This is a genomic window from Pseudoruegeria aquimaris, assembly GCF_900172235.1.
GTDB classification, from domain to species: domain Bacteria; phylum Pseudomonadota; class Alphaproteobacteria; order Rhodobacterales; family Rhodobacteraceae; genus Pseudoruegeria; species Pseudoruegeria aquimaris.
Genome location: NZ_FWFQ01000008.1, coordinates 20,134 through 41,442 on the forward strand (window position 1 = coordinate 20,134; position 21,309 = coordinate 41,442).

The following is a 21,309-nucleotide window of genomic DNA, read 5'->3' on the forward strand; positions in this document are numbered from 1 at the left end:
GCCAGATCCGAGGCAGGGCAAAAATGCGCCCCTATGAGAAAGACCCGAAGGCGATCTACGCCGAAAGCTTCGCCACCGTCCGGCGCGAGGCGCGGCTCGATCGCTTCCCGCCCGGCATGGAGCGGCTGGCGATCCGCCTGATCCACGCCTGTGGCATGGTCGAGGTGGCCGACCGCCTGGCCTTCTCCGAAAATGCCTACCGCAGCGGGCAGGCCGCGCTCGCCGCCGGCGCGCCGATCCTCTGCGATTGCGAGATGGTGGGCGCGGGCATCATCCGCCGCTACCTTCCGGCGGAAAACGACGTGATCGTCACCCTCAACGATCCGCGCGTGCCGGGCATGGCGCAGGAGATCGGCAACACCCGCTCCGCCGCCGCCGTCGAGCTTTGGGCCGAACATCTGGAGGGCGCGGTCGTCGCGATCGGCAACGCGCCCACCGCGCTCTTTCACCTGCTCGAACTGCTCGATGCCGGCGCGCCGAAACCCGCCGTGATCCTCGGCTTCCCGGTGGGCTTCGTCGGCGCGGCGGAAAGCAAGGCCGAACTGGCGGCCAATCCGCGCGGCTGCGATTTCGTCGCCCTGCGCGGGCGGCGCGGCGGCTCCGCCATCGCCTCGGCCGCCGTGAACGCGCTGGCCGCGGGCCTGCCCGAAGAAGGAAAACTGCAATGAGCACCCACCCCTGGCTGCATATCGTCGGCATCGGCGAAGACGGGATGGACGGTCTCACCCCCGCCACCCGTGCCGTCGTGGAGGCCGCCGAGGTCATCATCGGCGGCGAGCGCCACCACGCGCTTTCGGAAAGCCTCACGGCGGAGCGCCTCGCATGGCCTTCGCCCTTTGATGCGCTGATCGACCAACTCGAAGGCCTCAAGGGCCGGCGGGTGGTGGTCTTGGCCACGGGCGATCCGCTCTGGTATTCCGTCGGTGCGCGCATCGGCCGGGCGATCCCGCCGGGGGAGATCACCTATCACCCGCAGCTCTCGGCCTTCCAGCTGGCGGCGGCGCGCATGGGCTGGTCGATGGCGGATCTGGAAACGCTCACGGTGCACGGCCGCCCGGTGGAGCAGATGATCGCCTTCATCCAGCCCCACCAGCGCCTGCTGATCCTCACCACCGGCGCCGAGACGCCGGCCCAGATCGCGCGCTTCCTCACCGAGCGGGGTTTCGGCGAAAGCCGCATGACCGTTCTGGCGGCCATGGGCGGGGAACGGGAAGAACGTTTCGACGGGCTGGCGAAGGACTGGAGCCACGAGGTTCCCGCCTTCAACACGCTGGCGGTGGAATGCATCGCCTCTCCCGAGGCCGCGCTGCTGCCGCGGGTGCCGGGGCTGTCGGATGATCTCTTCCAGCACGACGGCACCATGACGAAACGCGAGGTCCGCGCGGCCACGCTGGCCAAGCTCATGCCCATGCGCGGCGCCCTGCTGTGGGACATCGGCACCGGCTGCGGCTCCGTCGCCGTGGAGTGGATGCGCGCGGCCCGCTACGCCCGCGCCATCGGCATCGAGCCCCGCGCCGACCGGCGCGCCATGGCCGCGGCCAACGCGCTGGCGCTGGGCACACCCAAGCTGGACCTGCGGGACGGCACCGTGCCCGCGGCGCTTGAGGGGCTGGAGGCGCCGGATGCGATCTTCATCGGCGGCGGCCTCTCGCGTGAAACCTTCGAGGCCGCCTGGGCGGCCCTGCGCCCGCTGGGCCGGCTCGTGGCCAATGCGGTGACGCTGGAAAGCGAAGCCATCCTCGTGGCGCTGCACAAGGAATACGGCGGCGATCTGGTGAAGCTCTCGGTGCACCGGGCCGAGCCCGTCGGCCCACGCACCGGCTGGCGGCCGCTGATGCCCGTCACCCAGTGGAGCCTGATCAAGCGATGACAGCCCCCGGAAAGCTCTACGGAGTCGGCCTCGGCCCCGGCAACCCGGAGTTGATGACCCTCAAGGCCCATCGCCTGATCGCAAATGCCACCACCGTGGCCTATCCGGCGCTGGCCGGTGGCGAAAGCTTCGCCCGCCGCATCGCCGCCGGCGTGATCCCCGCCGGCGCGCGGGAAATCGTGATGGACGTGCCGATGACGCCGGCCCGCGAACCGGCGCAGGCCGCCTACGACAAGGGCGCGGCCGAAATCGCCGCCGTGCTGGAGGCGGGGGAGGATGTCGTCTGCCTCTGCGAGGGCGATCCCTTCTTCTACGGCTCCTTCATGTATCTCTTCGCGCGGCTTTCGCAGCGGTTCGAGGTGGAGGTTGTGCCCGGCGTGACCTCCGTCACCGCCTGCGCGGCGGAAGCCGGCATGCCGCTGTCGGCCCGCAACGAGCGCGTCACCATCCTGCCCGGGCCGCTGCCCGAGGAAGAGCTGCGCGCCCGCGTGGAGGGTGCCGAAAGCGTGGTGCTGATGAAGGTGGGCCGCCACCTGCCCAAGATCCGGCGCGTGTTCGACGGCCTCGGCCTCACCCACCGCGCCACCTACGTGGAGCGCGCGACGCTGCCCGAGCAGAAGGTGCTCCCCCTGAGCGAAGCCCCTGAAACCGCGCCCTATTTCTCGATGATCCTGCTGACGAAAGGTGCCGATCCATGGCTCTGACCCCCATCGTGATCTGCCTCAACCGCTCCGGCGAGGCCACCGCCCACCGCGTGGCGCAGGCGCTGGATTCGCCCGTCCACGGCCGCGAGGGCCGGGTGGACGCGGCCGACGCCTTCTTCCCGGACGCGCTGGAGCACATCCGCACGCTCTTTGCCGCCGGCACGCCGGTGATCGGCGTCTGCGCCGCCGGGATCCTGATCCGCGCCGTCGCGCCCTTGCTGGCGGACAAGACCAAGGAGCCGCCTGTGGTGGCCGTGTCTGACGACGGCGGCGTCGTGGTGCCGCTCTTGGGCGGCCATCGCGGGGCCAACCGCCTTGCGAACGAAATCGCGCAGGCGCTGGAAGCCACCGCCGCCGTCACCACCGCGGGGGACGTAGCGCTCGGCGTGGCGCTGGACGCGCCGCCGGCAGGCTACCGGCTGGCCAACCCGCAGGACGCGAAATCGGTGATGGCGCGGCTCCTGGCGGGGGAGACCCCGCGCGTGATCGGCGAGAACATCTTCGGGTTGGAGGCATCGGAGTCCGGCACGCTCACCCTTTCGGTGGGGGCGGCGCCCTCGCAGGCCGATCTCCGTTATCACCCGCAGAGCCATGCGCTCGGGCTGGGCTGCGCGCGCAATGCCGATCCGGAAGAGCTTTGGGCGCTGGTGCAGGAGGTGCTCGCCGAGGCCAACATCGCGCCGGAGGCCGTGGCCAGTGTCAACTCCATCGACCTGAAGGGCGACGAGCCGGCGATGAACGTGGTCGCACGGCGCCTCGGGGTGCCGCTGCGCCTGTTCACCGCGCAGGAACTGGAAGCGCAGGCCGCGCGGCTGGAAAACCCCTCTGAGGTCGTCTTTGCCGAAGTCGGCTGCCACGGCGTGAGCGAAGGCGCGGCGCTGGCAGCGGCTGGGGCGGGCGCGACGCTTGCCGTCGCCAAGCGCAAGACGGCCAATGCCACGGCCGCGCTGGCGAAGGCCCCGGCACCGATCCTCGATCTGCCGGGCCGCGCGCGCGGGCGGCTTTCGATCATCGGTATCGGCCCCGGCCAGCACTCCTGGCGCACGCCCGAGGCCAGCGCGCTGGTGGCGCAGGCCGAGGAACTGGTGGGCTACGGTCTCTACATCGATCTGCTCGGCCCGCTGGCGGCCGGCAAGGCGCGCTCCGATTTCCCGCTGGGCGGCGAGGAAGACCGCTGCCGCTATGCGCTGGAACAGGCCGGCAAGGGCAAGAACGTGGCCCTGATCTGCTCCGGCGATGCCGGCATCTACGCCATGGGCGCGCTGGTCTTCGAACTGCTGGACCGCGGCCCCGAGGCCATGGGCGTTTCGGATGCCGCCCGCCGTGTGGAGGTGATCTGCACCCCCGGCGTTTCCGCCCTGCAAGGGGCGGCGGCCCGCGCGGGCGCGCCGCTTGGGCATGATTTCTGCGCAATCTCGCTTTCGGATCTGCTCACCCCGCGCGAAGACATCGTGAAGCGCCTGCATGCCGCCGCCGAGGGCGATTTCGTGATTGCCTTCTACAACCCTGTCTCCATGCGCCGCCGCACCCTGCTGGCAGAGGCCCGCGACATCCTGCTCAAGCACCGCCCGGCCGATACGCCGGTGATGCTGGCTTCCTCGCTGGGCCGCCCGGAAGAACACATCCGCTACCGCAAGCTGAGCGAGCTGGAAGTGGACGAGGTGGACATGCTCACCGTGGTTCTGGTGGGCTCCTCGCATTCCCGGCTCGCGCAGCTGGGGGAGGGGCCGCGCATGTTCACCCCGCGCGGCTATGCCCGCAAGATCGACGGCGATCTCGCCAAACCGGCTTAGGAAGGAAAAAACCATGACCGTCTATTTCATCGGCGCCGGGCCGGGCGATCCCGAACTGCTCACGCTGAAGGCCCAGAAACGCATCGGGGCCTGCCCTGTCTGCCTCTACGCCGGCTCGCTCGTTCCGGCCGAAGTGGTGGCCTGCGCACCCGAAGGCGCGCGGGTGATGGACACCGCCGCCATGACGCTCGATGAAACCCACGCCGAGATCCTGGCCGCGCACGAGCGTGGGGAGGACGTGGCCCGCGTGCATTCCGGCGATCCCTCGCTTTACGGCGCCATCGCCGAGCAGATCCGCCGCCTGAAGGCCGACGGCATCCCCTATGAAATCATTCCCGGCGTGCCCGCCTACGCCGCCGCCGCCGCCGCGCTGGGGCAGGAGCTGACGATCCCCGAGATCGCGCAATCCATCGTGCTCACGCGCATGTCGATGCAGTCGACCTCCATGCCCGCAGGCGAAACGCTGGAGAACTTCGCCCGCACCGGCGCGACGCTGGCGATCCACCTTGCCGTGCGCAACATGCGCGAGATCGAGCGTGTGCTGACGCCCTACTACGGTGCGGACTGCCCCGTGGTGGTGGCCTACCGCGTGGGCTGGCCCGACCAGATCCTGCTGCGCGGCACGCTGGCCGACATCCGCCAGAAGGTGCGCGCCGAGAAGATCACCCGCACGGCGCTGATTCTCGTCGGCCCGGCGCTCGGCGCGGCGCGCGACTTCAAGGATTCCGCCCTCTACGATCCGCAGAAGCCCCACGTGCTGCGCCCGGTCGCTGGTGTGGATCTCGTGGAGCCCCACAACACCTAGGCATCCTCGCTGCGCGGGCGAAGGCATTCTGCGCCCGCGAGCGTCGCCGCCGGGTCACAGGGCCCGGCAGCGCGCGGACCTGTCATGAAACTGCCTTGCAACCGTGCAAGCCTGTGGCATCCTTTTTGCGAAAGTGCGGAGTGTGCCATGTCTGAGTTCCTGCCGAAGGAAGTGCGCGAAGGCCTTGAGCAGGCCCGTCTGCGCGATGCCAAGTTCGTCTCCCGCCTGCGGGTGCATTCGGGCGGTGAGGTGTTCCGCATCCTGAAGATGACGGATGACGGCTTCACGCTGGACGGCGAGAAAGGCCTACGCGGCTTCGTTGAGATCTACGAAGGCAATCGCCCGATCTCGCAATGCCTGATCGTGCGGGCCGACTCCGATGGCGATGAGGTGCGCTACATTTTCAAGCGCCGCACCCCGATCCGCGATCGCGCTGCACTGGATTTCGCTGAGCCGGACAACAAGCCCGCCGGGCTGCTGTCGCGTCACTAGCCCTCAGGGCGCTTTCGGCTCCCACAATTCGATCGGGTTGCCTTCCGGATCCCGCAACCGCGCGAATCTGCCGATGGGCATGGGATCGCCTTCGGTGACCTCGATCCCGGCAGCGCGCAGTTGCGCCATCATCGCGTCCATGTCGCTTACCCGGAAATTCAGCATGAAAGCCCGCGCCGGATCGCCGAAGTAATCGGTCTCCGCTGGGAAGGGGGCAAATACGGTCGGCCCGCCTGCGGGCGTCCACGGCTGGCTGTCGAAATCCCGGGGCACGCGAGAGATGCCCAGATGCGCCTCATACCACGCCGCCAGCGCCTCGGGATCCCTGCTGCGAAAGAAGAACCCGCCAAAACCGACAACCTTTTCCATGCACCTGACTCCCTGCATCCGCTTTCGCGCAGGATAGCACAGGCGCGCGCCTTCGGCGCTACTGGAGATCGCCGAAGGCGCGGGCCAGCCGCTCGACGGCCTCTTGCACGCGGGCGCGCGGCATGCCCAGGTTGAACCGCATGAAGCTCTCGCCCCCGGTGCCCAGCGTGTGGCCGGGGGTGGCGGCGATCTCGGCGCCCTTGTAGACGCGGCCCTGGAACTCCTCGCGCGCCATGCCGGTGCCGGAGAAATCCACCCAGGCGAGATAGGTGCTTTCCATCGGCATGGCCGAGAGCCCCGGAATGGCGGCGATGCCTTCGGCGAAGAGCGCGGCATTGCCGGCGATGTAGGGGCGCAACTCGTCCACCCAGGCCGCGCCGGCGGGGGAGTAGGCCGCCTCCATCAGGGCGATCCCGAAGAGGTTGGGGTTGATGTCGAAGCCGCGGTAGAAGCGCCCGAAACGCTCCCGAAGGGCGGGGTCGGGGATCGTCACGCAGCCGCAGCGGGTGCCGGCGATGTTGAACGTCTTGGAGGCGGAGGTGGTGACGATGAGCCGGTCGGTGATCTCGGGGCAGGCCACCGGCATCGGCAGGTGGGTCTGGCCGGGGAAGGTCAGATCGTGGTGGATCTCGTCGGACACGAGGATCAGGTCGTGGCGCCGGCAGAACGCCGCCAGCTGTGCCAGCTCCGCCTGCGTCCAGACGCGCCCGGCCGGGTTGTGCGGCGAGGAGAAGAGGACCATCTTTTCGCGCCCCGTCATCCGCGCCTCGTAGGCGTCGAAATCCATCTCGTAGCGGCCGTTCCGGTTCACCAGCGGCAGCTCGGTGAGGTTGCGGCCCGTCTTGCCGATCTTGATGGCGAACTCGTGGTAGACGGGAGAGAAGATCGCCACGTGATCCTCGGGCGCCGTGAAGCACTGGATCGCCATGGCGATGCCGTGGCCCAACCCGTAGGTCGTGAACATGTGGTCCGTGTCGATCGCCCAGCCGTGGCGCTCGCTCATCCACCAGTGCACGGCTTCGTTGAAGCTCTCAAGCCCGCAGAAATAGCCGTAGTTGGCCTTCTGCAGCTGCGCCTGAACCGCCGCCTGCAGAAAATCGGGCGCACGGAAGTCCATGTCGGCCACCCACATCGCGAGCCCCGTCTCCTGCGGCACGCCGAAGGCGCGTTCCATCAGATCCCATTTCGAGGCATTGGTGCCGCGGCGATCGATGATCTCGTCGAAGGGGCTGGCGGTATCGAGACTCATGGGGCGCTCCGTCTTGTCATTCGTGGCCACGCTAAAGCTTGTGCGCGCGAGCGCAAGGGCGTTGCGCGCGCCGCGGCTCTGCCCTACATGAACGCCATGAGCAAACGCGATATCCTGATCCATCCCGATCCGCGCCTGAAGAAGAGGGCCGCCGAGATCGATGCCTTCACGCCCGAGCTGCGCCAACTGGCCGACGACATGCTCGAAACCATGTATGACGCGCCCGGCATCGGCCTGGCAGCGCCGCAGATCGGCGTGCTCAAGCGGCTGATCGTGCTGGATTGCGTGAAGGAGGGCGAGGGTGATCCGTCGCCCATCGTGATGGTGAACCCGCAGGTCATGTGGGCCTCCGACGAAACCAGCGTCTACGAGGAAGGCTGCCTGTCGATCCCCGAGCAATACGCCGAGGTGACGCGCCCCGCCGAGGTGGAAGTCCGCTGGTTCGGCGTCGATGGCGCCGAGCAGTCGGCAAGGTTCGACAAGCTCTGGGCCACCTGCGTGCAGCACGAGATCGATCACCTCGACGGCAAGCTGTTCATCGATTACCTCAAGCCGCTCAAGCGCCAGATGATCACGCGCAAGATGCAGAAGCTGAAGCGCGAACGCGCCCGCGCATGAGCCGGCTCGCGATCCTGCGCTGGCCGGATCCGCGCCTGTCGGCGGTCTGCGAAGAGGTCACCGATATCCCCGCCGCGGCCGCCCTTGCGCAGGACATGCTCGAAACGATGTATGCGGCGCCGGGCCGGGGCCTCGCGGCTCCGCAGGTGGGCGTGCTCCAGCGGCTCTTCGTGATGGACGTGGGCTGGAAGGACGGCGCCGCCACGCCGATGGTCTGCATCAATCCCGAGATCGCCGCCGCATCCGAAGCGCAGGCCGAAGGCGAGGAGGGCTGCCTCTCGATCCCGGGCGTCACCGCCCGCGTGCGCCGGCCCACCGCGATCACCCTGCGCTACCTTGATGAAACCGGCAACCGGCGGGAGGCCGCGCTGGAAGGCTTCGCCGCCCGCTGCGCCCAGCATGAACTCGATCATCTCGACGGGCTGGTGACCTTCGATCGCCTGCCGCCCGAGGTCCGCGCCCCCCTTGAAGCCGCCTACGAGGCCCTGCCATGACGATCCGCCCCTGCCTGCGCTACCCCGACAGACGCCTGCGCACCCGCGCCGCCGAGGTTGAGGCCATCACCGATGACGTCCGCGCCGTCTGGCAGGACATGATCGACACGATGGAAGCCATGCCCGGCGTCGGCATGGGCGCGCCGCAGATCGGGGTCATGCTGCGGCTGGCCGTGGTGGATGCTTCCGAGACCCGGGGCCAGGCCGTGCGCATGGCCAACCCGGAAATCCTTCATGCCTCCAGCCAGCTGCGCAGCCACGAAGAGGCCAGCCCCAACCTGCCGGGCGTGTCGGCCGTGATCCAGCGCCCTCGCGCGGTGACGGTGCGTTTCCTCAATGCCGAGGGCGAGATCGAGGAACGCGATTTCGTCGGGCTCTGGTCCACCTCGGTGCAGCACCAGATCGATCACCTGAACGGACGGCTCTTCGTGGATCACCTTTCCAAGACGAAGCGCGACATGCTGATCCGCAAGAGCCGCAAGCTGCACGGCTGATCATGCATCCGCGCATAGCGGATCTGCGAAAATGGCGAATGTGCAGGGCAGGGTGGGGCGGCTAGTCTGCCCGGACAGTCAAGATCATGCCCGAGGATGCCCGTGATGACGCTCCTGCCCAGTGACCGCAAGGACGATACCCGCGCCACGCTCACCGCGCTGTGGCTCGCCATTCTGATCAACGCCTTCATCTGCGACGCCCAGCCGATGCTGTCCGGCGGCCCAGTTTCGGTGGCCGTGCTCGGCCTGAGCCTCGTGCTGATCCTGCTCGCCGCGCTGCTGCCGCGCGAAGCGGCCCGCCACGCGCATTCGGGCGCGGCGCTGCTGATGCTGGCCGAGCTGGCGCTGCTGCCCACGGGCTGGATCTTCACCCTGTCGCAGGCCGCCGCCCTCCTGGCCGTGATCTGGATGGCGGCCCGCTGGCGCGGCGCTGCGCCCCGGCGCTCCGCCGCTCTGGCCCCCTGCGGCGCCATGCGCTAAGAGCCACCTGTGACCGGGGGCGCAGGCCCCCTCCCACAGCGTCGGAGGCAGGCATGCGCATCATCTTCATGGGAACGCCGGAGTTTTCGGTGCCGGTTCTGGACGCGCTGGTCGAGGCAGGGCACGAGATCGCCTGCGTCTACTGCCAGCCCCCGCGCCCGGCCGGCCGCGGCAAGAAGGAACGCCCCACCCCCGTGCACACCCGTGCCACGGCGCTGGGCCTGCCGGTGCGCCACCCCACCTCGCTGCGCAACGCCGAAGCCCAGGCCGAGTTCGCCGCGCTCAAGGCCGATGTCGCCGTCGTGGTGGCCTACGGGCTGATCCTGCCGCAGCCCATCCTCGATGCCCCAACCCACGGCTGCCTCAACATCCACGCTTCGCTGCTGCCCCGCTGGCGCGGCGCCGCGCCGATCCACCGGGCCATCCTCGCGGGCGACACCGAAACCGGGGTCTGCATCATGCAGATGGACGCCGGCCTCGACACCGGCCCGGTGCTCCTGCGCGCCGCGACGCCGATCGGCCCGCAGGACACCACCGCCCGCCTGCACGACCGCCTCGCCGCGCTTGGGGCCGAGAAGATCGTGGAGGCGCTCGCGAGGCTCCCCGAGCTCACCCCGGTGCCGCAACCGGAGGATGGCGTGACCTATGCCGCGAAGATCGACAAGGCCGAAGCCCGGATCGACTGGACGGCCCCCGCCGTGGAGGTGGATCGCCGGATCCGCGGCCTTTCGCCCTTTCCGGGCGCCTGGTGCCAGGCCGGCGAGGAGCGCCTGAAGCTGATCGAAAGCCGCCTCGCCGAAGGCGAAGGTGCGCCCGGCACCCACCTCGGAGGCCTGCGCATCGCCTGCGGCTCCGGTGCGGTGCAGGTGCTCACCGCCCAACGCCACGGCAAACGCGCCATGGCCACCGAGGATCTCCTGCGCGGCTACACGCCGCCGGCGATCTTCACCTGAGCCCATCCTCCGCAGCCGCCTTGCGGCGTCGCGGGCAGGGGCCTACTTTGTTCTGCAAATATCCCCGCCGGAGGCATGAAATCTCCGGCTTTCCCGGCCGCCGATGCGCGGCCCATGCAGCAGAGGCCCGCCCATGTCCGTTCTCGTTCTGATCATCGTCGGCGCGGCTGCCGGTTTCCTCGCCACCCGCCTGATGGAGGTGGAAACCGACACCGTGACCACCATCGCCATCGGCGTCGTCGGCGCCCTGCTGGGCGGCTTGATCCTGCGCCTGCTGGGCTCGCTCTTCGGGATGCTCTCCGGCTTCGTGGGAGCCGTTCTGGGCGCCATGCTTCTGCTGTGGATCTGGAAGCAATACCAGGCCCGCAGATAGCGGGCGGCCTCCTCGGACGATTGGACCCGAACAGGCGTTGCACGTCGTATCGGCCGGAGGCCGGAACACTTCAGCCGCGCGGGGGGCGCGGCTTGTAGAGCGGCAGCCGCCAGCCGAAGGCCACCGATCCGGCGCGCAGCCCGAAGGTGAGCCCCGCGGCCACCGCCATGCCCAGCCCCAGCGGCGCGCCCAGCCAGAGCACCGCCAGCCCCGCCAGCGCACCGGCGAAACAGGCGGTGGCGTAGATCTCGCCCTGGCTCAGCAGCAGTGGCACCTCGTTGGCCACGACGTCCCGCATCAGCCCGCCCATGGTGCCGGTGATCATCGCCATCACCGCCACGATGAAGGGCCCCTGCCCAAGATTCACCGCCACGCCGAACCCCACCGCCACCGCCACCGAAAGCGCGATCGCGTCGAGCCAGACGATCCATGCCCTGCGGCTCTCCAGCAGGGGCGCGGTGAAATAGATCAGCACGCTCGCCGCGCTCGCCACGGCGATGTAGCTGGGCGAGGCGATCCAGAACACCGCGTCGCGGTTCAGAAGCAGATCGCGGATCGTGCCGCCGCCCACCGCCGTGAGCGTGCCGAGAAACAGGAAACCGACGATATCGAGCTGCGCGCGGCTGGCCACCAGCGCGCCGGTGAGTGCGAAGACGAACACCGAGGTGTGATCCAGCAGCGCGAAGGCCGTCATTTCCCGGCCTTGGTCTTCTTCGGTTTGAACGGCGCCATCCCGGCGCGGGCCAAGGCGTCGGCGCGCTCGTTCTCGGGGTGGCCGGCGTGGCCCTTCACCCATTTCCACGTCACGTCGTGGCGCTTCACCGCCTCGTCCAGCCGCCGCCAGAGATCCTCGTTCTTCACCGGCTTCTTGGTGGAGGTCTTCCAGCCGTTGCGCTTCCAGCCGTGCAGCCACTGGGTGATCCCACCCTTCACGTAGGCGCTATCGGTGACGACGGTGAGCTTGGAGGGGCGTTCGAGCGTTTCCAGCGCGTGGATTGCGGCCAGAAGCTCCATCCGGTTGTTGGTGGTCTCCGCTTCGCCGCCCTTCAGCTCGCGCTCCTTGAGCACGGTCTCGCCCTCGCGGGCGATCAGCAGCGCCCCCCATCCGCCGGGGCCGGGGTTCCCGGAGCAGGCGCCATCGGTATATGCAAACAGTTCAGCCATGGGCGGTCAGTATGACAAAGGGATCGCTTGTGCCAGCCAAACCTGCAGCCTCCCCCAGCCGTTTTCGCACCACCGTGAAACCGGCCTGCGCAAGCAGCCGTTCCAACGCCTCAAGGCCATAGTAGGTGTAGAACCGCCCGAGCCCGTCGCGCCCTTCGCCTTCGCCGATTTTCATGCCGAGGTGCAGCAGCCCGCCGGATTTGAGCGCGCGTTTGATCGCTTGGAGGTGGATGGGAAAGGCGGCGCGCGGGGCGTGCAGCAGGCTGAAGTTGGCCCAGACCCCATCATAGCGATCGATCGCGTCGAGATCGGCAAACGCCGCCACCCGTGCGTCAACCCCGGCCCTGCGCGCAAGGGCGACCATTTCCGGCGCGGCGTCGGTGGCCTCCACCTCGAAGCCCGCGTCCATCATCATCCGGGCCGAATTGCCCGGCCCGCAGCCCAGATCCAGCACCCGCGCACGCGCGGGCAGGGCGGCCATGAAGGCGCGCAGATCGGCGTCGGGCTGCCCCCGGCTGACGAGCTTCGCGTAGTCGGCGGCCTTGGCGGCGTAGACGGCGAGGGTTTCGGCGTCGGACACGGGGGCTACAGCCGCTCGGTGGCGAGTTTCAGCCCCAGCCCGGCGAAGGCGGCGGCGAAGGCGCGGCGCATCCAGCGCAGCGCGCGCGGGGAGCGCAGCACGCGGTCCCTCGCGGCGGCGGCGAACAGGCCGTAGAGCACGAAGATGGCGAAGGTCATCGCCATGAACACCGCGCCCAGCAGCAGCATTTCGGCCGTCGCCGTCGCCGGGTTGGCCGAGAGGAACTGGGGCAGGAAGGCGAGGAAGAAGATCGAAAGCTTGGGGTTCAGGATGTTGATCAGCGCGCCCTTCACCGCGATCGGCCCGGCACGCAGCGGTGCCTTCGCGCCGGTGCCGTCCGCATCGAAGCTGCCGCCCTCTTTCAGCGTCTGCCACGCGAGGTAGAGCAGGAAGGCGACCCCGGCGAATTTCACCGCCTGGAAGATCACCGCACTCGCGTGCAGCAGCGCCGCCAGCCCCAGCGTGGCGGCCAGCAGATGCGGCACGATCCCCAACGTGCAGCCGAAGGCGGCGGCCAGAGCGGCGCGGCCGCCCCGCGCAAGCCCGGTGCCCAGCGTGTAGATCACGCCCGTTCCGGGCGCGAGGACGACGATGAAAGCGGTCAGAAGAAACTCGGGGGAAATCACGTTGCTCGACAAGGGGGGCCGCCTTTCGCGGTTAGAAACTCACCCCGACATAGAGGCAGAGCAGCACCAGCCCCGTCAACAGGATGCGCAGCCACATCCACCAGCGCGGCGCCAGCGTGCGCCACCAGAACCAGCCGTCGAACAGCAGAAGCACCGCGAAGCCCACCATCAGCGCCACCAGGGGCGCCATCAGGCCCGAGCCGACAAGGAAGAAGGCCCAGAGCGCCGGCAGCACGGAGAGCACGTAGCCCACGGTGGCGATCCGCCCCGCCGTCTGCGCGGCAAAGCCCCAGAGCACGCCGGACATGAAGGCCAGGATCACGATCCCGTAGGAGATCATCACCGCAACCCCGGAGAAGCGCGCGGGCAGCAGGCCGCGCAGCGGGCCGGTGAGATCGGGCAGAAGGTGGCTCAGCGCCCCCCAGGCGAAGGGCAGCACGCCCGCGAGGCCAAGGATCAGGGCGGCGCGGGGGATCGTGCTCATGCGGGCACCCGCAGCACGCGCGGCACTTTGAACTCCACGTTCTCCTGCGCGGTTTCCACCTGTTCCACCGTCACCTCGTAACGGTCGCGGAAGGCGTCCACCACCTCGTTGATGAGCACCTCGGGCGCGCTGGCGCCGGCGGTCAGCCCGATGGAGCGGATGCCTTCGAGCGCGCGCCAGTCGATGTCGGCGGCGCGTTGCACGAGCTGCGAGTATTTGCACCCGGCGGCCGCGCCCACTTCCACCAGCCGCTTGGAGTTGGAGGAGTTCGGCGCGCCGATCACGAGGATCGCATCGCAGTTGGGCGCCATTTCCTTCACCGCGTGCTGGCGGTTGGTGGTGGCGTAGCAGATGTCTTCCTTGTGGGGGCCGACGATGGCGGGGAACCGCGCCTTCAGCGCTGCCACCACGTTGGCGGTGTCGTCGATCGAAAGCGTCGTCTGGGTGATGTAGGCCAGCTTATCCGGGTCGCGCACCTCGAGCCGGGCCACGTCGTCGGGCTCTTCCACCAGCAGCACCTCGCCTTCTGGCAGCTGCCCCATGGTGCCCACGGTTTCCGGGTGGCCGGCATGGCCGATCATGATCATCTGAAGGCCGTTCTCATGGTGCCGCTCGGCCTCGATGTGGACCTTGCTCACCAGCGGGCAGGTGGCGTCCACGTAGATCATGTTGCGCGCCTCGGCCGCGGCCGGCACCGCCTTGGGCACGCCGTGGGCGGAGAAGATCACCGGGCGGTCCGGCGGGCATTCGTCGAGCTCCTCCACGAAGACGGCGCCCTGTTCGCGCAACCCGTCCACGACGAACTTGTTGTGCACGATCTCGTGGCGCACGTAGACGGGCGCGCCCCATTTCTCCAGCGCCATTTCCACGATCTTGATCGCGCGCACGACGCCGGCGCAGAAGCCGCGCGGGGCGGCGAGGTAGAGGGTGAGCGGAGCTTTCGTCATCGGGCAGCCTTGCAGGATCTGTTCGCGCCAAGATGTAGACGGTTTGCCCCGCCGGGCCAAGGGTGGCCGCGCGCAGGCGGCGGGTGCGATGTCGCTTCCCGGCTTGCCTGCGCGGGCGCGCTGCGGGATAGATGCGCAGACGGGCATTTGTGAAATGAGGGTGCGCCATGGGGCAGATCATCGTTGTGGGGGCCGGGCAGGCCGGGGCGTCGCTTGTGGCAAAGCTGCGCGCGCAGGGCTGCGAGGATGCGATCACCCTGATCGGCGAAGAGCCCGTGCCGCCCTACCAGCGCCCGCCGCTCTCCAAGGCCTACCTGCTGGGCGAGATGGCGCGGGAACGGCTCTACCTGCGGCCCGAAAGCTTCTACGCCGAGCAGGGCATCGCCTTGCGCACGGGCACGGGGGTCGCCGCGATCGATCCCGAGGCCCGCCACGTGACGCTCACCACGGGCGAGGTGCTGCCCTTCGATCAACTCGCGCTCACCACCGGGTCCAGCCCCATCCGCCTGCCGGCGGCCATCGGCGGCGATCTGGGCGGCGTCTATACCGTCCGCGGGCTGGCCGACGTGGACGCGATGACGGGGGAATTCTCCGAAGGCCGGCGCGTACTGATCGTGGGCGGCGGCTACATCGGGCTGGAGGCGGCCGCCGTGGCCGCGAAGAAGGGCCTTCAGGTGACGCTCGTGGAAATGGCCCCGCGCATCCTGCAGCGGGTGGCGGCGCCGGAAACGGCGGATTTCTTTCGCACCCTGCACCGCAGCCACGGCGTGGACCTGCGCGAAGGCGTCGGGCTTGACCGGCTCACCGGAGAGGGCCGCGTGGCGGCGGCAGAACTGTCCGACGGCAGCAGGCTGGAGGTGGATTTCGTCATCGTCGGCATCGGCATCCGCCCCAACACGGCGCTGGCCGAGGCGGCGGGGCTGGCCATCGAGAACGGCATCCGCACAGACGCGCAGGGCCGCACCTCCGCGGCCGACATCTGGGCGGCGGGCGATTGCGCCTCCTTCCCCTACAGGGGCGGGCGCATCCGGCTGGAAAGCGTGCCCAACGCCATCGACCAGGCCGAGGTGGTGGCTGCGAACATGCTGGGCGCGGGGCAGGCCTACGAGGCGACGCCGTGGTTCTGGTCCGACCAGTATGACGTGAAGCTTCAGATCACCGGGCTGAACGCCGGCTATGATCGCGTCATCCGCCGCCCCGGGGCCAAGGAGGGCACCGGTTCGCATTGGTATTACGCGGGCGAGCAGCTTCTGAGCGTGGATGCGATGTCGGATCCGCGCGCCTACATGGTGGCCAAGAAGGTGCTGGATGCGGGCGGCAGCATCCCGGCCGAGGCCGCCGCCGATCCGGACGCCGATCTGAAAATCTACATGCGCCGCTGAGAGGAACGCCATGAGCCAGTCCGAGGCCGATATCGCCTACGCCAACGCCGATTTCATCCCCGACGCCGCCGCCTACCCGCCCCGCTGGGAGGAAAGGGCGCGGGAATGGCGCGAGGTGGAGCACGCCGTGGGGCGCGCGCAGCTCAACATGCCCTACGGAGAGGGTGCGCGACAGCGGTTCGATCTGTTCTACCCCGCCGGGCGGCCCGAGGGGCTGATGGTGTTCGTGCACGGTGGCTACTGGCGGCGGTTCGACAACAAGCTGTGGTCCCATTTCGCCGCCGGGGCGCAGGCGGCGGGCTGGGCGGTGGCGATGCCGAGCTACACGCTGGCGCCCGAGGCGCGGATCGCCGAGATCACGCAGGAGGTGCGGCGCGCCGTGGAGGCCGCCGCCGCGCGGGTGGCGGGGCCGATCGTGCTCACCGGCCATTCGGCGGGCGGCCACCTCGTGGCGCGGATGCTCTGCCCGGACGTGGGGCTTGATCCGGCCGTGGCTGCGCGGCTGAAGAGGGTGGTGCCGATTTCGCCGCTCGCCGATCTGGTGCCGCTGATGGAGACCGCGATGAACGCCGATCTGCGCATCGATGCGGCGGAGGCCGAGGCCGAGAGCCCGATCCGCCACAGCCCGCTGCCCTGCCCGGTGACGGTCTGGGTCGGGGCCGAAGAGCGGCCCGCCTTCCTCGATCAGGCCCGCTGGCTCACCGAGGCCTGGGAGGGCGCGGAACTGCGCATCGATCCGGGGCGGCACCATTTCGACGTGATCGACGGGCTGGCCGATGATGCCAGCCCGCTGATGAAGGCGGTGCTCGGGGGCTGAGCCTTCCGCCGTCCGCGCTTATTGCCCGAAGCTTGCCAATGCGCGGAAATCCATGGTTTCGAGCAGCGCGCGCATGGCCTCCTTGTTCTGGCCTTCCGCCTGCACCAGCACGCGGTTGCCGATCAGGGCGATGAGCTGTCCGTCCTGGTCGGCGAATTTCTCGCGCCCGACGCGGATCATCTTGCCGCCCATCAAGCCGGCGCTGCCCATGGCGGCAACCATGGGGTTGTCGGCCATGAGGGTGAGCGTGAAGCTGTCCGAGCCGTCGCTGTAGCTGGCCTTCGTGCCGACGCCGCCGCCGAGCATGCCCAGCGTGGCGGCCATCTCGGTGTCGATCTCGCGGGTCCAGCCATCCGGTGCTTCCGGCAGGAAGGCGGTCAGGGAGTCCGCCTTCATTTCCTTGAGAAGCTGTTGGGCGAAGGCGATTTCTTCCATCGCGTATTGGATGTCGCCGGCTTCATAGGCCTCAAGCGCGCTCTTGAGCGTGTCGGACACATCGTCGGCCGTGGCCGGAAGGGCGGCGAGAAAAAGACCGGCGCAGAGCGGCAGTGCAAATGCTTTCATGTGGGGCTCCGTTTGCAAAAGACTGTTCCAATGTGCCCAGAAGGCCCGGCCATCGGTGTGTGCATCAAGGGGAAAACATGGGGTTCTATCCCCCCGCAGGCGGTGATGGGCGGGGAAGGCACGCTGCGCTTCAGGCGGCCGGTTGCGGCGGACCGGATGCCTCATAAACTCCGCGCGCGATCGCCCGTGCCATGCAGAGCGCGGCGGCGTGACCCAGCAGGATCGGAACCGCGACGGGATCGGCAAGCGGATGCGCCCCGGTGCTGATCCCGAAGATCAGATCGCCGTCGAACGGCGTGTGCGCCGGGTAGAGCGCGCGGGCGAAGCCGTCATGCGCGGCGGTGGCCATGCGCTGGCACTCGGCCTGCGTGAGCTCGGCATCGGTGGCGACGATGCCGATGGTGGTGTTCTCGCCCGGCCCGCCTTTCAGGCGCGGCGGGGCAAGGGGATCGAAGGCCCCGGCCGGTGCCGGCCCCAGCCCGCCGAACTCGCCGTCGATCTCGAAAGGCGCGGCCCAGAAGTGGCGGCTTTCACCCACGGTGGGGCTTCCCAGCGCGTTCACCGCCACGAGGGCGCCGACGGTATGCCCGGAGGGCAGCACCAGCGAGGCCGAGCCCAGCCCGCCCCGGCCCGTGGCCGTGGTGGCGCCGAAGCCCGCCCCGGACGCGCCGAGCGCGAAGTCTTCCGCCGCGGCGTCCAGCGCGGCGGCGCCGAGGCCCCTGTAGGGGTTTTCCGCCCAGTCCTTGTTGCCGCCGTTGAGAAGATCGAACAGGATCGCCGCCGGAACGATCGGCACCTTCTGCCCGCCCACATCGAAACCGCGCCCTGCGGCGCGCAAGGCATCCGCCACGCCCGAGGCCGCGTCCAGCCCGAAGGCCGAGCCGCCGGAGAGCACCAGCGCGTCCACCTGCTGGACCGTCTTGTCGGGCGCGAGCAGATCGGTTTCGCGCGTACCCGGCGCGCCGCCCATGACGTGCACCGCCGCCATGAAGGGTGCGTCGGCCACAAGCACGGTGCTGCCCGTCAGTATGCCCGCATCCTCGGCATTGCCGACGCGCAGGCCGGCCACATCGGTGATCAGGTTGCGCCGGCCTGTCCGCATCAGATCCTCGGCTTGTGCACGGCGGTTTCGGGATCGCCGGTGTTGGGCGTGCCGGCGGGCTCGATCAACATCACCTTGGCTTCCTGCGCCGCGCGCGGGCGGTGGCGCACCCCGGCGGGCACGACGAACAGCTCACCGGGGCCGAGCACATGGGTTTCGTCCTCGACGTCCAGCAACACCTCGCCTTCGAGCACGAGGAAGAGATCATCCGTCTCCGGGTGATCGTGGAAGGGAAACGCCCCCTGGAATTTCGCCACCATCACATCGTTGCCGTTGAAGCCAGCCACGACATGGGGCGACCAAGGCGCGCTGACCTGCGCCAGTTTTTCGGCGAGATTCACCTTCTTCATATGCAGCGGCCTCCGTCCACTTCCAGCGCGACGCCGGTGATCATGCTTGCTTCGTCGGAGCAGAGGAAACAGGCCGCGTTGCCCAGATCCTCCGGTTGCGAGAACCGCCCCAGCGGGATGGTCGAGAGGAACTTCGCCCGCATCTCCGGCGTGTCCTCGCCGAGGAAAGAGGCCAGAAGTGGCGTTTCCCCGGCCACGGGGTTGAGCGCGTTGACGCGGATGCCGACTGGCGCAAGCTCCACCGCCATCGTGCGCGTCGCGGTGATCATCCAGCCCTTGGAGGCGTTGTACCAGTTCAGCAGCGGGCGCGGTGAGACCCCCGCGGTGGAGGCGACGTTGAGGATCACCCCGGCGCCGTGGGCCTTCATATGCGGCACGATATGGCGCGCGGTGAGGTAGACGGATTTGGCATTCACTGCGAGCACGCGGTCGAACTCCTCCTCCCAGACATCCTCCAGCGGCATCGGCAGGTGGGTGACGCCGGCGTTGTTCACGAGGATGTCGAGCTGGCCAAAGTTGTCGAAGGCGGCCTGTGCCATGCGCTCCACGCTGACGTTCAGCGAAACGTCCACGTGCTGCGCCACCCCGCCCACGGCCTGCGCGATCTCCCGCGCGGCCTCGATGTTGATGTCGGCCACCATCACCCGCGCGCCCTCGGCGGCGAACTTGCGCGCGATGCCCGCCCCGAAGCCCGAGCCCGCGCCCGTCACGATCGCCGTCTTTCCCTGCAAACGCCCCATCTGCGCCTCCCTCGGGGGGAGTGTTCCACAGGGGCGGGGCGGCGCAAAGGCTTTTGGCTTGCCTTGTGGCGAGGATTTGCCGAAAACTCGCGCCAGAGCATCGGCGATGGCGTCGCCGGGGCGCGGATGCGCCGCTCGGCCCTGCATCACGGGCCTGCCGTCCTGAACGCCGGGACCTTTCGAGGGGCCCGTGCAGAGATCCGTGGCCCCGCCTGACGAGGGTTCACAGATGACACACGACCGCCCCGAATACTACCGCTTCCACAATGGCGAGAAGGCGCTGCTTCCCTTCGCGCCGGAGGAATACGAGGCCCGGCTGGCGGGCCTGCGCGCGATCATGGCGGAGGCCGGGGTCACCGCCTGCGTGCTGACCTCCATGCACAACATCGCCTACTACTCGGGCTTCCTCTACTGCGCCTTCGGGCGGCCCTACGCCTGCGTGGTGACGGCTGAAACAAGCGTGACGATCTCGGCCGGGATCGATGCCGGCCAGCCGTGGCGGCGCTGCCATGGCGACAACATCACCTACACCGACTGGCAGCGCGACAACTACTGGCGCGCGATCCGCTCGGTGACGGGGGAGGGCGCGGCGATCGGCTTCGAGGGCGATCACCTGACGCTGGCCCAGTCCGAGAAGCTGGACGCCTTCCTCAAGCCCGCCCGCAAGGCCGACATCGCCCCGGCCACGATGCGCCAGCGGATGCACAAATCCCCTGCCGAGATCGCCCTGATCCGCGCAGGCGCCGCGGTGGCCGACGTGGGCGGCTTCGCCATCCACGATGCGGTGGCCGTGGGCAAGCGCGAGATCGACGTGGCCATGGCCGGGCGCGACGCCATGGAAGCCGAGATCGCGGAACGTTTCCCGGAGGCGGAATACCGCGATACCTGGGTCTGGTTCCAATCCGGCATCAACACCGACGGGGCGCACAACCCGGTGACGGGGCGCAGGCTCGCGCGCGGCGACATCCTGAGCCTGAACACCTTCCCGATGATCTCGGGCTACTACACCGCGCTGGAGCGCACGATGTTCGTGCAGGAGGTGGACACGGCGAGCCTTGCCTACTGGGAGGCCAACGTGGGCGCCCATGAACTGGGCATCTCGCTGATCCGCCCCGGCGTGAGCTGTGCCGAGATCACCGCCGGGGTGAACGCCTTCTTCGCCGAGCGCGACCTGCTGCAATACCGATCCTTCGGCTACGGCCATTCCTTCGGCGTGCTGAGCCATTACTACGGGCGCGAGGCGGGGCTGGAACTGCGCGAGGACATCGACACCGTGCTGGAGCCCGGCATGGTGATCTCGATGGAGCCGATGATCACCATCCCCGACGGTGCGCCGGGGGCCGGGGGCTACCGGGAGCACGACATTCTGGTGGTCACCGAGGACGGCGCGGAGAACATCACGAAATACCCCTACGGCCCTGCGTTCAACGTTGTGGGCTAGGGGCTGCCCCCCTGCGGGCAGCCGGGGGATGGGGGGCTTGGCCCCCCGTCCCATTCGGCCCCCTCCGGGGATATTTGGGCCAGGATGAGGAGCAGGTTTTGCACGCGAAGGGTATAGGCCCTACATAGGGGAGGCGTGGGACAGGAGGGCCGGGATGGCTTTGGTGCGTCTGGTTGTTGTGGGGTTCATCGTTTTGACGGTGGTCTATGTGTGCCTTTCGCTCTATTCCCGCTCCGTACGGCGCAGCAAGCTGGAACGGGAATTCGACCAGGAGATCCTGGAGGGCGACCGCGATGAGTTTGTGCGCCAAGGGCTGAAGGACTATGACCAGTCGCTGCGCCGCAAGCTGATCCTGGGGGTCTATGTCGTGCCGATGCTGGTGGTGGCAGTGACCGTATATGTTGTGAATTTCATGTGA

At 68.9% G+C, this 21,309-nt stretch carries 28 protein-coding genes; 16 read left to right on the forward strand and 12 right to left on the reverse strand.

The window, feature by feature from the left end:
• Positions 1–23 precede the first annotated feature (23 nt).
• From PSA7680_RS07035 to PSA7680_RS07060, 6 genes are all read left to right on the forward strand, one after another.
• Complete coding sequence (locus PSA7680_RS07035; RefSeq protein WP_085867969.1) at positions 24–668, forward strand: precorrin-8X methylmutase; 645 nt, start codon at positions 24–26, stop codon at positions 666–668.
• The gene (gene cbiE / locus PSA7680_RS07040) at positions 665–1,870 is read left to right on the forward strand and encodes a precorrin-6y C5,15-methyltransferase (decarboxylating) subunit CbiE (protein WP_085867970.1); all 1,206 of its coding nucleotides are present in this window, start codon (positions 665–667) and stop codon (positions 1,868–1,870) included. The genes PSA7680_RS07035 and cbiE overlap by 4 nt, the downstream gene beginning before the upstream one ends.
• Positions 1,867–2,574 carry a precorrin-2 C(20)-methyltransferase gene (gene cobI / locus PSA7680_RS07045; protein WP_085867971.1) on the forward strand — a complete coding sequence of 236 codons (708 nt, stop codon included), beginning with the start codon at positions 1,867–1,869 and terminating at the stop codon, positions 2,572–2,574. Before cbiE ends, cobI begins: the two co-directional genes overlap by 4 nt.
• Complete coding sequence (cobJ, locus tag PSA7680_RS07050) at positions 2,565–4,367, forward strand: precorrin-3B C(17)-methyltransferase (RefSeq protein ID WP_085867972.1); 1,803 nt, start codon at positions 2,565–2,567, stop codon at positions 4,365–4,367. The genes cobI and cobJ overlap by 10 nt, the downstream gene beginning before the upstream one ends.
• A gap of 13 nt (positions 4,368–4,380) precedes the next feature.
• Complete coding sequence (gene cobM, locus PSA7680_RS07055; protein WP_085867973.1) at positions 4,381–5,172, forward strand: precorrin-4 C(11)-methyltransferase; 792 nt, start codon at positions 4,381–4,383, stop codon at positions 5,170–5,172.
• A 147-nt stretch (positions 5,173–5,319) separates the two neighbouring features.
• Positions 5,320–5,664, forward strand: coding sequence for a hypothetical protein (locus tag PSA7680_RS07060; RefSeq protein ID WP_085867974.1), 345 nt, complete (start codon positions 5,320–5,322; stop codon positions 5,662–5,664).
• A gap of 3 nt (positions 5,665–5,667) precedes the next feature.
• On the opposite strand, the gene PSA7680_RS07065 is transcribed toward PSA7680_RS07060, so the two are convergent.
• Both PSA7680_RS07065 and PSA7680_RS07070 read right to left on the reverse strand, forming a co-directional pair.
• The gene (locus tag PSA7680_RS07065) at positions 5,668–6,033 is read right to left on the reverse strand and encodes a VOC family protein (protein WP_085867975.1); all 366 of its coding nucleotides are present in this window, start codon (positions 6,031–6,033) and stop codon (positions 5,668–5,670) included.
• 58 nt (positions 6,034–6,091) lie between these two features.
• Positions 6,092–7,282: a MalY/PatB family protein gene (locus PSA7680_RS07070; protein ID WP_085867976.1), complete on the reverse strand. Its 1,191-nt coding sequence runs from the start codon at positions 7,280–7,282 to the stop codon at positions 6,092–6,094.
• Positions 7,283–7,378: 96 nt separating this feature from the next.
• Between PSA7680_RS07070 and def (PSA7680_RS07075) the strand changes: the two genes are divergently transcribed.
• From def (PSA7680_RS07075) to PSA7680_RS07100, 6 genes are all read left to right on the forward strand, one after another.
• A complete protein-coding gene (gene def / locus PSA7680_RS07075) occupies positions 7,379–7,900 on the forward strand; it encodes a peptide deformylase (RefSeq protein ID WP_085868085.1) in 522 nt (173 codons plus the stop codon).
• A complete protein-coding gene (gene def, locus PSA7680_RS07080; RefSeq protein ID WP_085867977.1) occupies positions 7,897–8,394 on the forward strand; it encodes a peptide deformylase in 498 nt (165 codons plus the stop codon). Before def (PSA7680_RS07075) ends, def (PSA7680_RS07080) begins: the two co-directional genes overlap by 4 nt.
• On the forward strand, positions 8,391–8,888 hold the full coding sequence (def, locus tag PSA7680_RS07085) for a peptide deformylase (protein ID WP_085867978.1): 498 nt from the start codon (positions 8,391–8,393) through the stop codon (positions 8,886–8,888). Before def (PSA7680_RS07080) ends, def (PSA7680_RS07085) begins: the two co-directional genes overlap by 4 nt.
• 105 nt (positions 8,889–8,993) lie before the next feature.
• Positions 8,994–9,368: a hypothetical protein gene (locus PSA7680_RS07090; protein ID WP_085867979.1), complete on the forward strand. Its 375-nt coding sequence runs from the start codon at positions 8,994–8,996 to the stop codon at positions 9,366–9,368.
• Positions 9,369–9,421: 53 nt separating this feature from the next.
• On the forward strand, positions 9,422–10,321 hold the full coding sequence (gene fmt, locus PSA7680_RS07095; protein WP_085867980.1) for a methionyl-tRNA formyltransferase: 900 nt from the start codon (positions 9,422–9,424) through the stop codon (positions 10,319–10,321).
• Between the two features lie 133 nt (positions 10,322–10,454).
• Positions 10,455–10,694 carry a GlsB/YeaQ/YmgE family stress response membrane protein gene (locus tag PSA7680_RS07100; RefSeq protein WP_085867981.1) on the forward strand — a complete coding sequence of 80 codons (240 nt, stop codon included), beginning with the start codon at positions 10,455–10,457 and terminating at the stop codon, positions 10,692–10,694.
• Between the two features lie 70 nt (positions 10,695–10,764).
• Here PSA7680_RS07100 and PSA7680_RS07105 read toward each other — a convergent pair whose 3' ends face one another.
• Genes PSA7680_RS07105 through ispH form a run of 6 tightly spaced genes read right to left on the reverse strand, consistent with a single transcriptional unit; the run spans position 10,765 to position 14,495 of the window.
• Positions 10,765–11,388: a trimeric intracellular cation channel family protein gene (locus tag PSA7680_RS07105; protein ID WP_085867982.1), complete on the reverse strand. Its 624-nt coding sequence runs from the start codon at positions 11,386–11,388 to the stop codon at positions 10,765–10,767.
• Positions 11,385–11,858, reverse strand: a complete 474-nt coding sequence (gene rnhA / locus PSA7680_RS07110) for a ribonuclease HI (protein ID WP_085867983.1) — start codon at positions 11,856–11,858, stop codon at positions 11,385–11,387. The genes PSA7680_RS07105 and rnhA overlap by 4 nt, the downstream gene beginning before the upstream one ends.
• Complete coding sequence (locus PSA7680_RS07115) at positions 11,851–12,438, reverse strand: class I SAM-dependent DNA methyltransferase (RefSeq protein WP_085867984.1); 588 nt, start codon at positions 12,436–12,438, stop codon at positions 11,851–11,853. Before PSA7680_RS07115 ends, rnhA begins: the two co-directional genes overlap by 8 nt.
• A 5-nt stretch (positions 12,439–12,443) precedes the next feature.
• Entirely contained in the window at positions 12,444–13,064 is a 621-nt protein-coding gene (locus tag PSA7680_RS07120; RefSeq protein WP_085868086.1) for a LysE family translocator, read from the reverse strand.
• A gap of 31 nt (positions 13,065–13,095) precedes the next feature.
• A complete protein-coding gene (locus PSA7680_RS07125; protein WP_085867985.1) occupies positions 13,096–13,548 on the reverse strand; it encodes a DUF3429 domain-containing protein in 453 nt (150 codons plus the stop codon).
• Positions 13,545–14,495, reverse strand: coding sequence for a 4-hydroxy-3-methylbut-2-enyl diphosphate reductase (ispH, locus tag PSA7680_RS07130; RefSeq protein WP_085867986.1), 951 nt, complete (start codon positions 14,493–14,495; stop codon positions 13,545–13,547). Before ispH ends, PSA7680_RS07125 begins: the two co-directional genes overlap by 4 nt.
• 167 nt (positions 14,496–14,662) lie before the next feature.
• Here ispH and PSA7680_RS07135 point away from each other — a divergent pair, with 167 nt between their 5' ends.
• Entirely contained in the window at positions 14,663–15,877 is a 1,215-nt protein-coding gene (locus tag PSA7680_RS07135; RefSeq protein ID WP_085867987.1) for an NAD(P)/FAD-dependent oxidoreductase, read from the forward strand.
• A 10-nt stretch (positions 15,878–15,887) separates the two neighbouring features.
• Positions 15,888–16,694 carry a hormone-sensitive lipase gene (locus PSA7680_RS07140; protein ID WP_085867988.1) on the forward strand — a complete coding sequence of 269 codons (807 nt, stop codon included), beginning with the start codon at positions 15,888–15,890 and terminating at the stop codon, positions 16,692–16,694.
• Positions 16,695–16,712: 18 nt separating this feature from the next.
• Here the strand turns inward: PSA7680_RS07140 and PSA7680_RS07145 are convergent, their stop codons facing one another.
• The 4 genes from PSA7680_RS07145 to PSA7680_RS07160 all read right to left on the reverse strand — a co-directional run bounded on the left by PSA7680_RS07145 (position 16,713) and on the right by PSA7680_RS07160 (position 19,450).
• Positions 16,713–17,258 carry a hypothetical protein gene (locus PSA7680_RS07145; RefSeq protein ID WP_085867989.1) on the reverse strand — a complete coding sequence of 182 codons (546 nt, stop codon included), beginning with the start codon at positions 17,256–17,258 and terminating at the stop codon, positions 16,713–16,715.
• A 130-nt stretch (positions 17,259–17,388) separates the two neighbouring features.
• Positions 17,389–18,360: a P1 family peptidase gene (locus tag PSA7680_RS07150; RefSeq protein WP_085867990.1), complete on the reverse strand. Its 972-nt coding sequence runs from the start codon at positions 18,358–18,360 to the stop codon at positions 17,389–17,391.
• Positions 18,360–18,710 carry a cupin domain-containing protein gene (locus PSA7680_RS07155; RefSeq protein ID WP_085867991.1) on the reverse strand — a complete coding sequence of 117 codons (351 nt, stop codon included), beginning with the start codon at positions 18,708–18,710 and terminating at the stop codon, positions 18,360–18,362. The genes PSA7680_RS07150 and PSA7680_RS07155 overlap by 1 nt, the downstream gene beginning before the upstream one ends.
• Positions 18,707–19,450, reverse strand: coding sequence for an SDR family oxidoreductase (locus PSA7680_RS07160; protein WP_085867992.1), 744 nt, complete (start codon positions 19,448–19,450; stop codon positions 18,707–18,709). The genes PSA7680_RS07155 and PSA7680_RS07160 overlap by 4 nt, the downstream gene beginning before the upstream one ends.
• Positions 19,451–19,679: 229 nt before the next feature.
• Between PSA7680_RS07160 and PSA7680_RS07165 the strand changes: the two genes are divergently transcribed.
• Together PSA7680_RS07165 and PSA7680_RS07170 are read left to right on the forward strand one after the other, a co-directional pair.
• The gene (locus PSA7680_RS07165) at positions 19,680–20,891 is read left to right on the forward strand and encodes an aminopeptidase P family protein (protein ID WP_085867993.1); all 1,212 of its coding nucleotides are present in this window, start codon (positions 19,680–19,682) and stop codon (positions 20,889–20,891) included.
• A 154-nt stretch (positions 20,892–21,045) separates the two neighbouring features.
• Positions 21,046–21,309, forward strand: a complete 264-nt coding sequence (locus tag PSA7680_RS07170; RefSeq protein ID WP_085867994.1) for a hypothetical protein — start codon at positions 21,046–21,048, stop codon at positions 21,307–21,309.

Excerpts from the sequence above, each read along its gene's own strand:
- PSA7680_RS07035 (WP_085867969.1), top strand. The coding sequence starts at position 24 with ATGCGCCCCTATGAGAAAGACCCGAAGGCGATCTACGCCGAAAGCTTC.
- cbiE (WP_085867970.1), top strand. The coding sequence starts at position 665 with ATGAGCACCCACCCCTGGCTGCATATCGTCGGCATCGGCGAAGACGGG.
- cobI (WP_085867971.1), top strand. The coding sequence starts at position 1,867 with ATGACAGCCCCCGGAAAGCTCTACGGAGTCGGCCTCGGCCCCGGCAAC.
- cobJ (WP_085867972.1), top strand. The coding sequence starts at position 2,565 with ATGGCTCTGACCCCCATCGTGATCTGCCTCAACCGCTCCGGCGAGGCC.
- cobM (WP_085867973.1), top strand. The coding sequence starts at position 4,381 with ATGACCGTCTATTTCATCGGCGCCGGGCCGGGCGATCCCGAACTGCTC.
- PSA7680_RS07060 (WP_085867974.1), top strand. The coding sequence starts at position 5,320 with ATGTCTGAGTTCCTGCCGAAGGAAGTGCGCGAAGGCCTTGAGCAGGCC.
- PSA7680_RS07065 (WP_085867975.1), bottom strand. The coding sequence starts at position 6,033 with ATGGAAAAGGTTGTCGGTTTTGGCGGGTTCTTCTTTCGCAGCAGGGAT.
- PSA7680_RS07070 (WP_085867976.1), bottom strand. The coding sequence starts at position 7,282 with ATGAGTCTCGATACCGCCAGCCCCTTCGACGAGATCATCGATCGCCGC.
- def (WP_085868085.1), top strand. The coding sequence starts at position 7,379 with ATGAGCAAACGCGATATCCTGATCCATCCCGATCCGCGCCTGAAGAAG.
- def (WP_085867977.1), top strand. The coding sequence starts at position 7,897 with ATGAGCCGGCTCGCGATCCTGCGCTGGCCGGATCCGCGCCTGTCGGCG.
- def (WP_085867978.1), top strand. The coding sequence starts at position 8,391 with ATGACGATCCGCCCCTGCCTGCGCTACCCCGACAGACGCCTGCGCACC.
- PSA7680_RS07090 (WP_085867979.1), top strand. The coding sequence starts at position 8,994 with ATGACGCTCCTGCCCAGTGACCGCAAGGACGATACCCGCGCCACGCTC.
- fmt (WP_085867980.1), top strand. The coding sequence starts at position 9,422 with ATGCGCATCATCTTCATGGGAACGCCGGAGTTTTCGGTGCCGGTTCTG.
- PSA7680_RS07100 (WP_085867981.1), top strand. The coding sequence starts at position 10,455 with ATGTCCGTTCTCGTTCTGATCATCGTCGGCGCGGCTGCCGGTTTCCTC.
- PSA7680_RS07105 (WP_085867982.1), bottom strand. The coding sequence starts at position 11,388 with ATGACGGCCTTCGCGCTGCTGGATCACACCTCGGTGTTCGTCTTCGCA.
- rnhA (WP_085867983.1), bottom strand. The coding sequence starts at position 11,858 with ATGGCTGAACTGTTTGCATATACCGATGGCGCCTGCTCCGGGAACCCC.
- PSA7680_RS07125 (WP_085867985.1), bottom strand. The coding sequence starts at position 13,548 with ATGAGCACGATCCCCCGCGCCGCCCTGATCCTTGGCCTCGCGGGCGTG.
- ispH (WP_085867986.1), bottom strand. The coding sequence starts at position 14,495 with ATGACGAAAGCTCCGCTCACCCTCTACCTCGCCGCCCCGCGCGGCTTC.
- PSA7680_RS07135 (WP_085867987.1), top strand. The coding sequence starts at position 14,663 with ATGGGGCAGATCATCGTTGTGGGGGCCGGGCAGGCCGGGGCGTCGCTT.
- PSA7680_RS07140 (WP_085867988.1), top strand. The coding sequence starts at position 15,888 with ATGAGCCAGTCCGAGGCCGATATCGCCTACGCCAACGCCGATTTCATC.
- PSA7680_RS07145 (WP_085867989.1), bottom strand. The coding sequence starts at position 17,258 with ATGAAAGCATTTGCACTGCCGCTCTGCGCCGGTCTTTTTCTCGCCGCC.
- PSA7680_RS07150 (WP_085867990.1), bottom strand. The coding sequence starts at position 18,360 with ATGCGGACAGGCCGGCGCAACCTGATCACCGATGTGGCCGGCCTGCGC.
- PSA7680_RS07155 (WP_085867991.1), bottom strand. The coding sequence starts at position 18,710 with ATGAAGAAGGTGAATCTCGCCGAAAAACTGGCGCAGGTCAGCGCGCCT.
- PSA7680_RS07160 (WP_085867992.1), bottom strand. The coding sequence starts at position 19,450 with ATGGGGCGTTTGCAGGGAAAGACGGCGATCGTGACGGGCGCGGGCTCG.
- PSA7680_RS07165 (WP_085867993.1), top strand. The coding sequence starts at position 19,680 with ATGACACACGACCGCCCCGAATACTACCGCTTCCACAATGGCGAGAAG.
- PSA7680_RS07170 (WP_085867994.1), top strand. The coding sequence starts at position 21,046 with ATGGCTTTGGTGCGTCTGGTTGTTGTGGGGTTCATCGTTTTGACGGTG.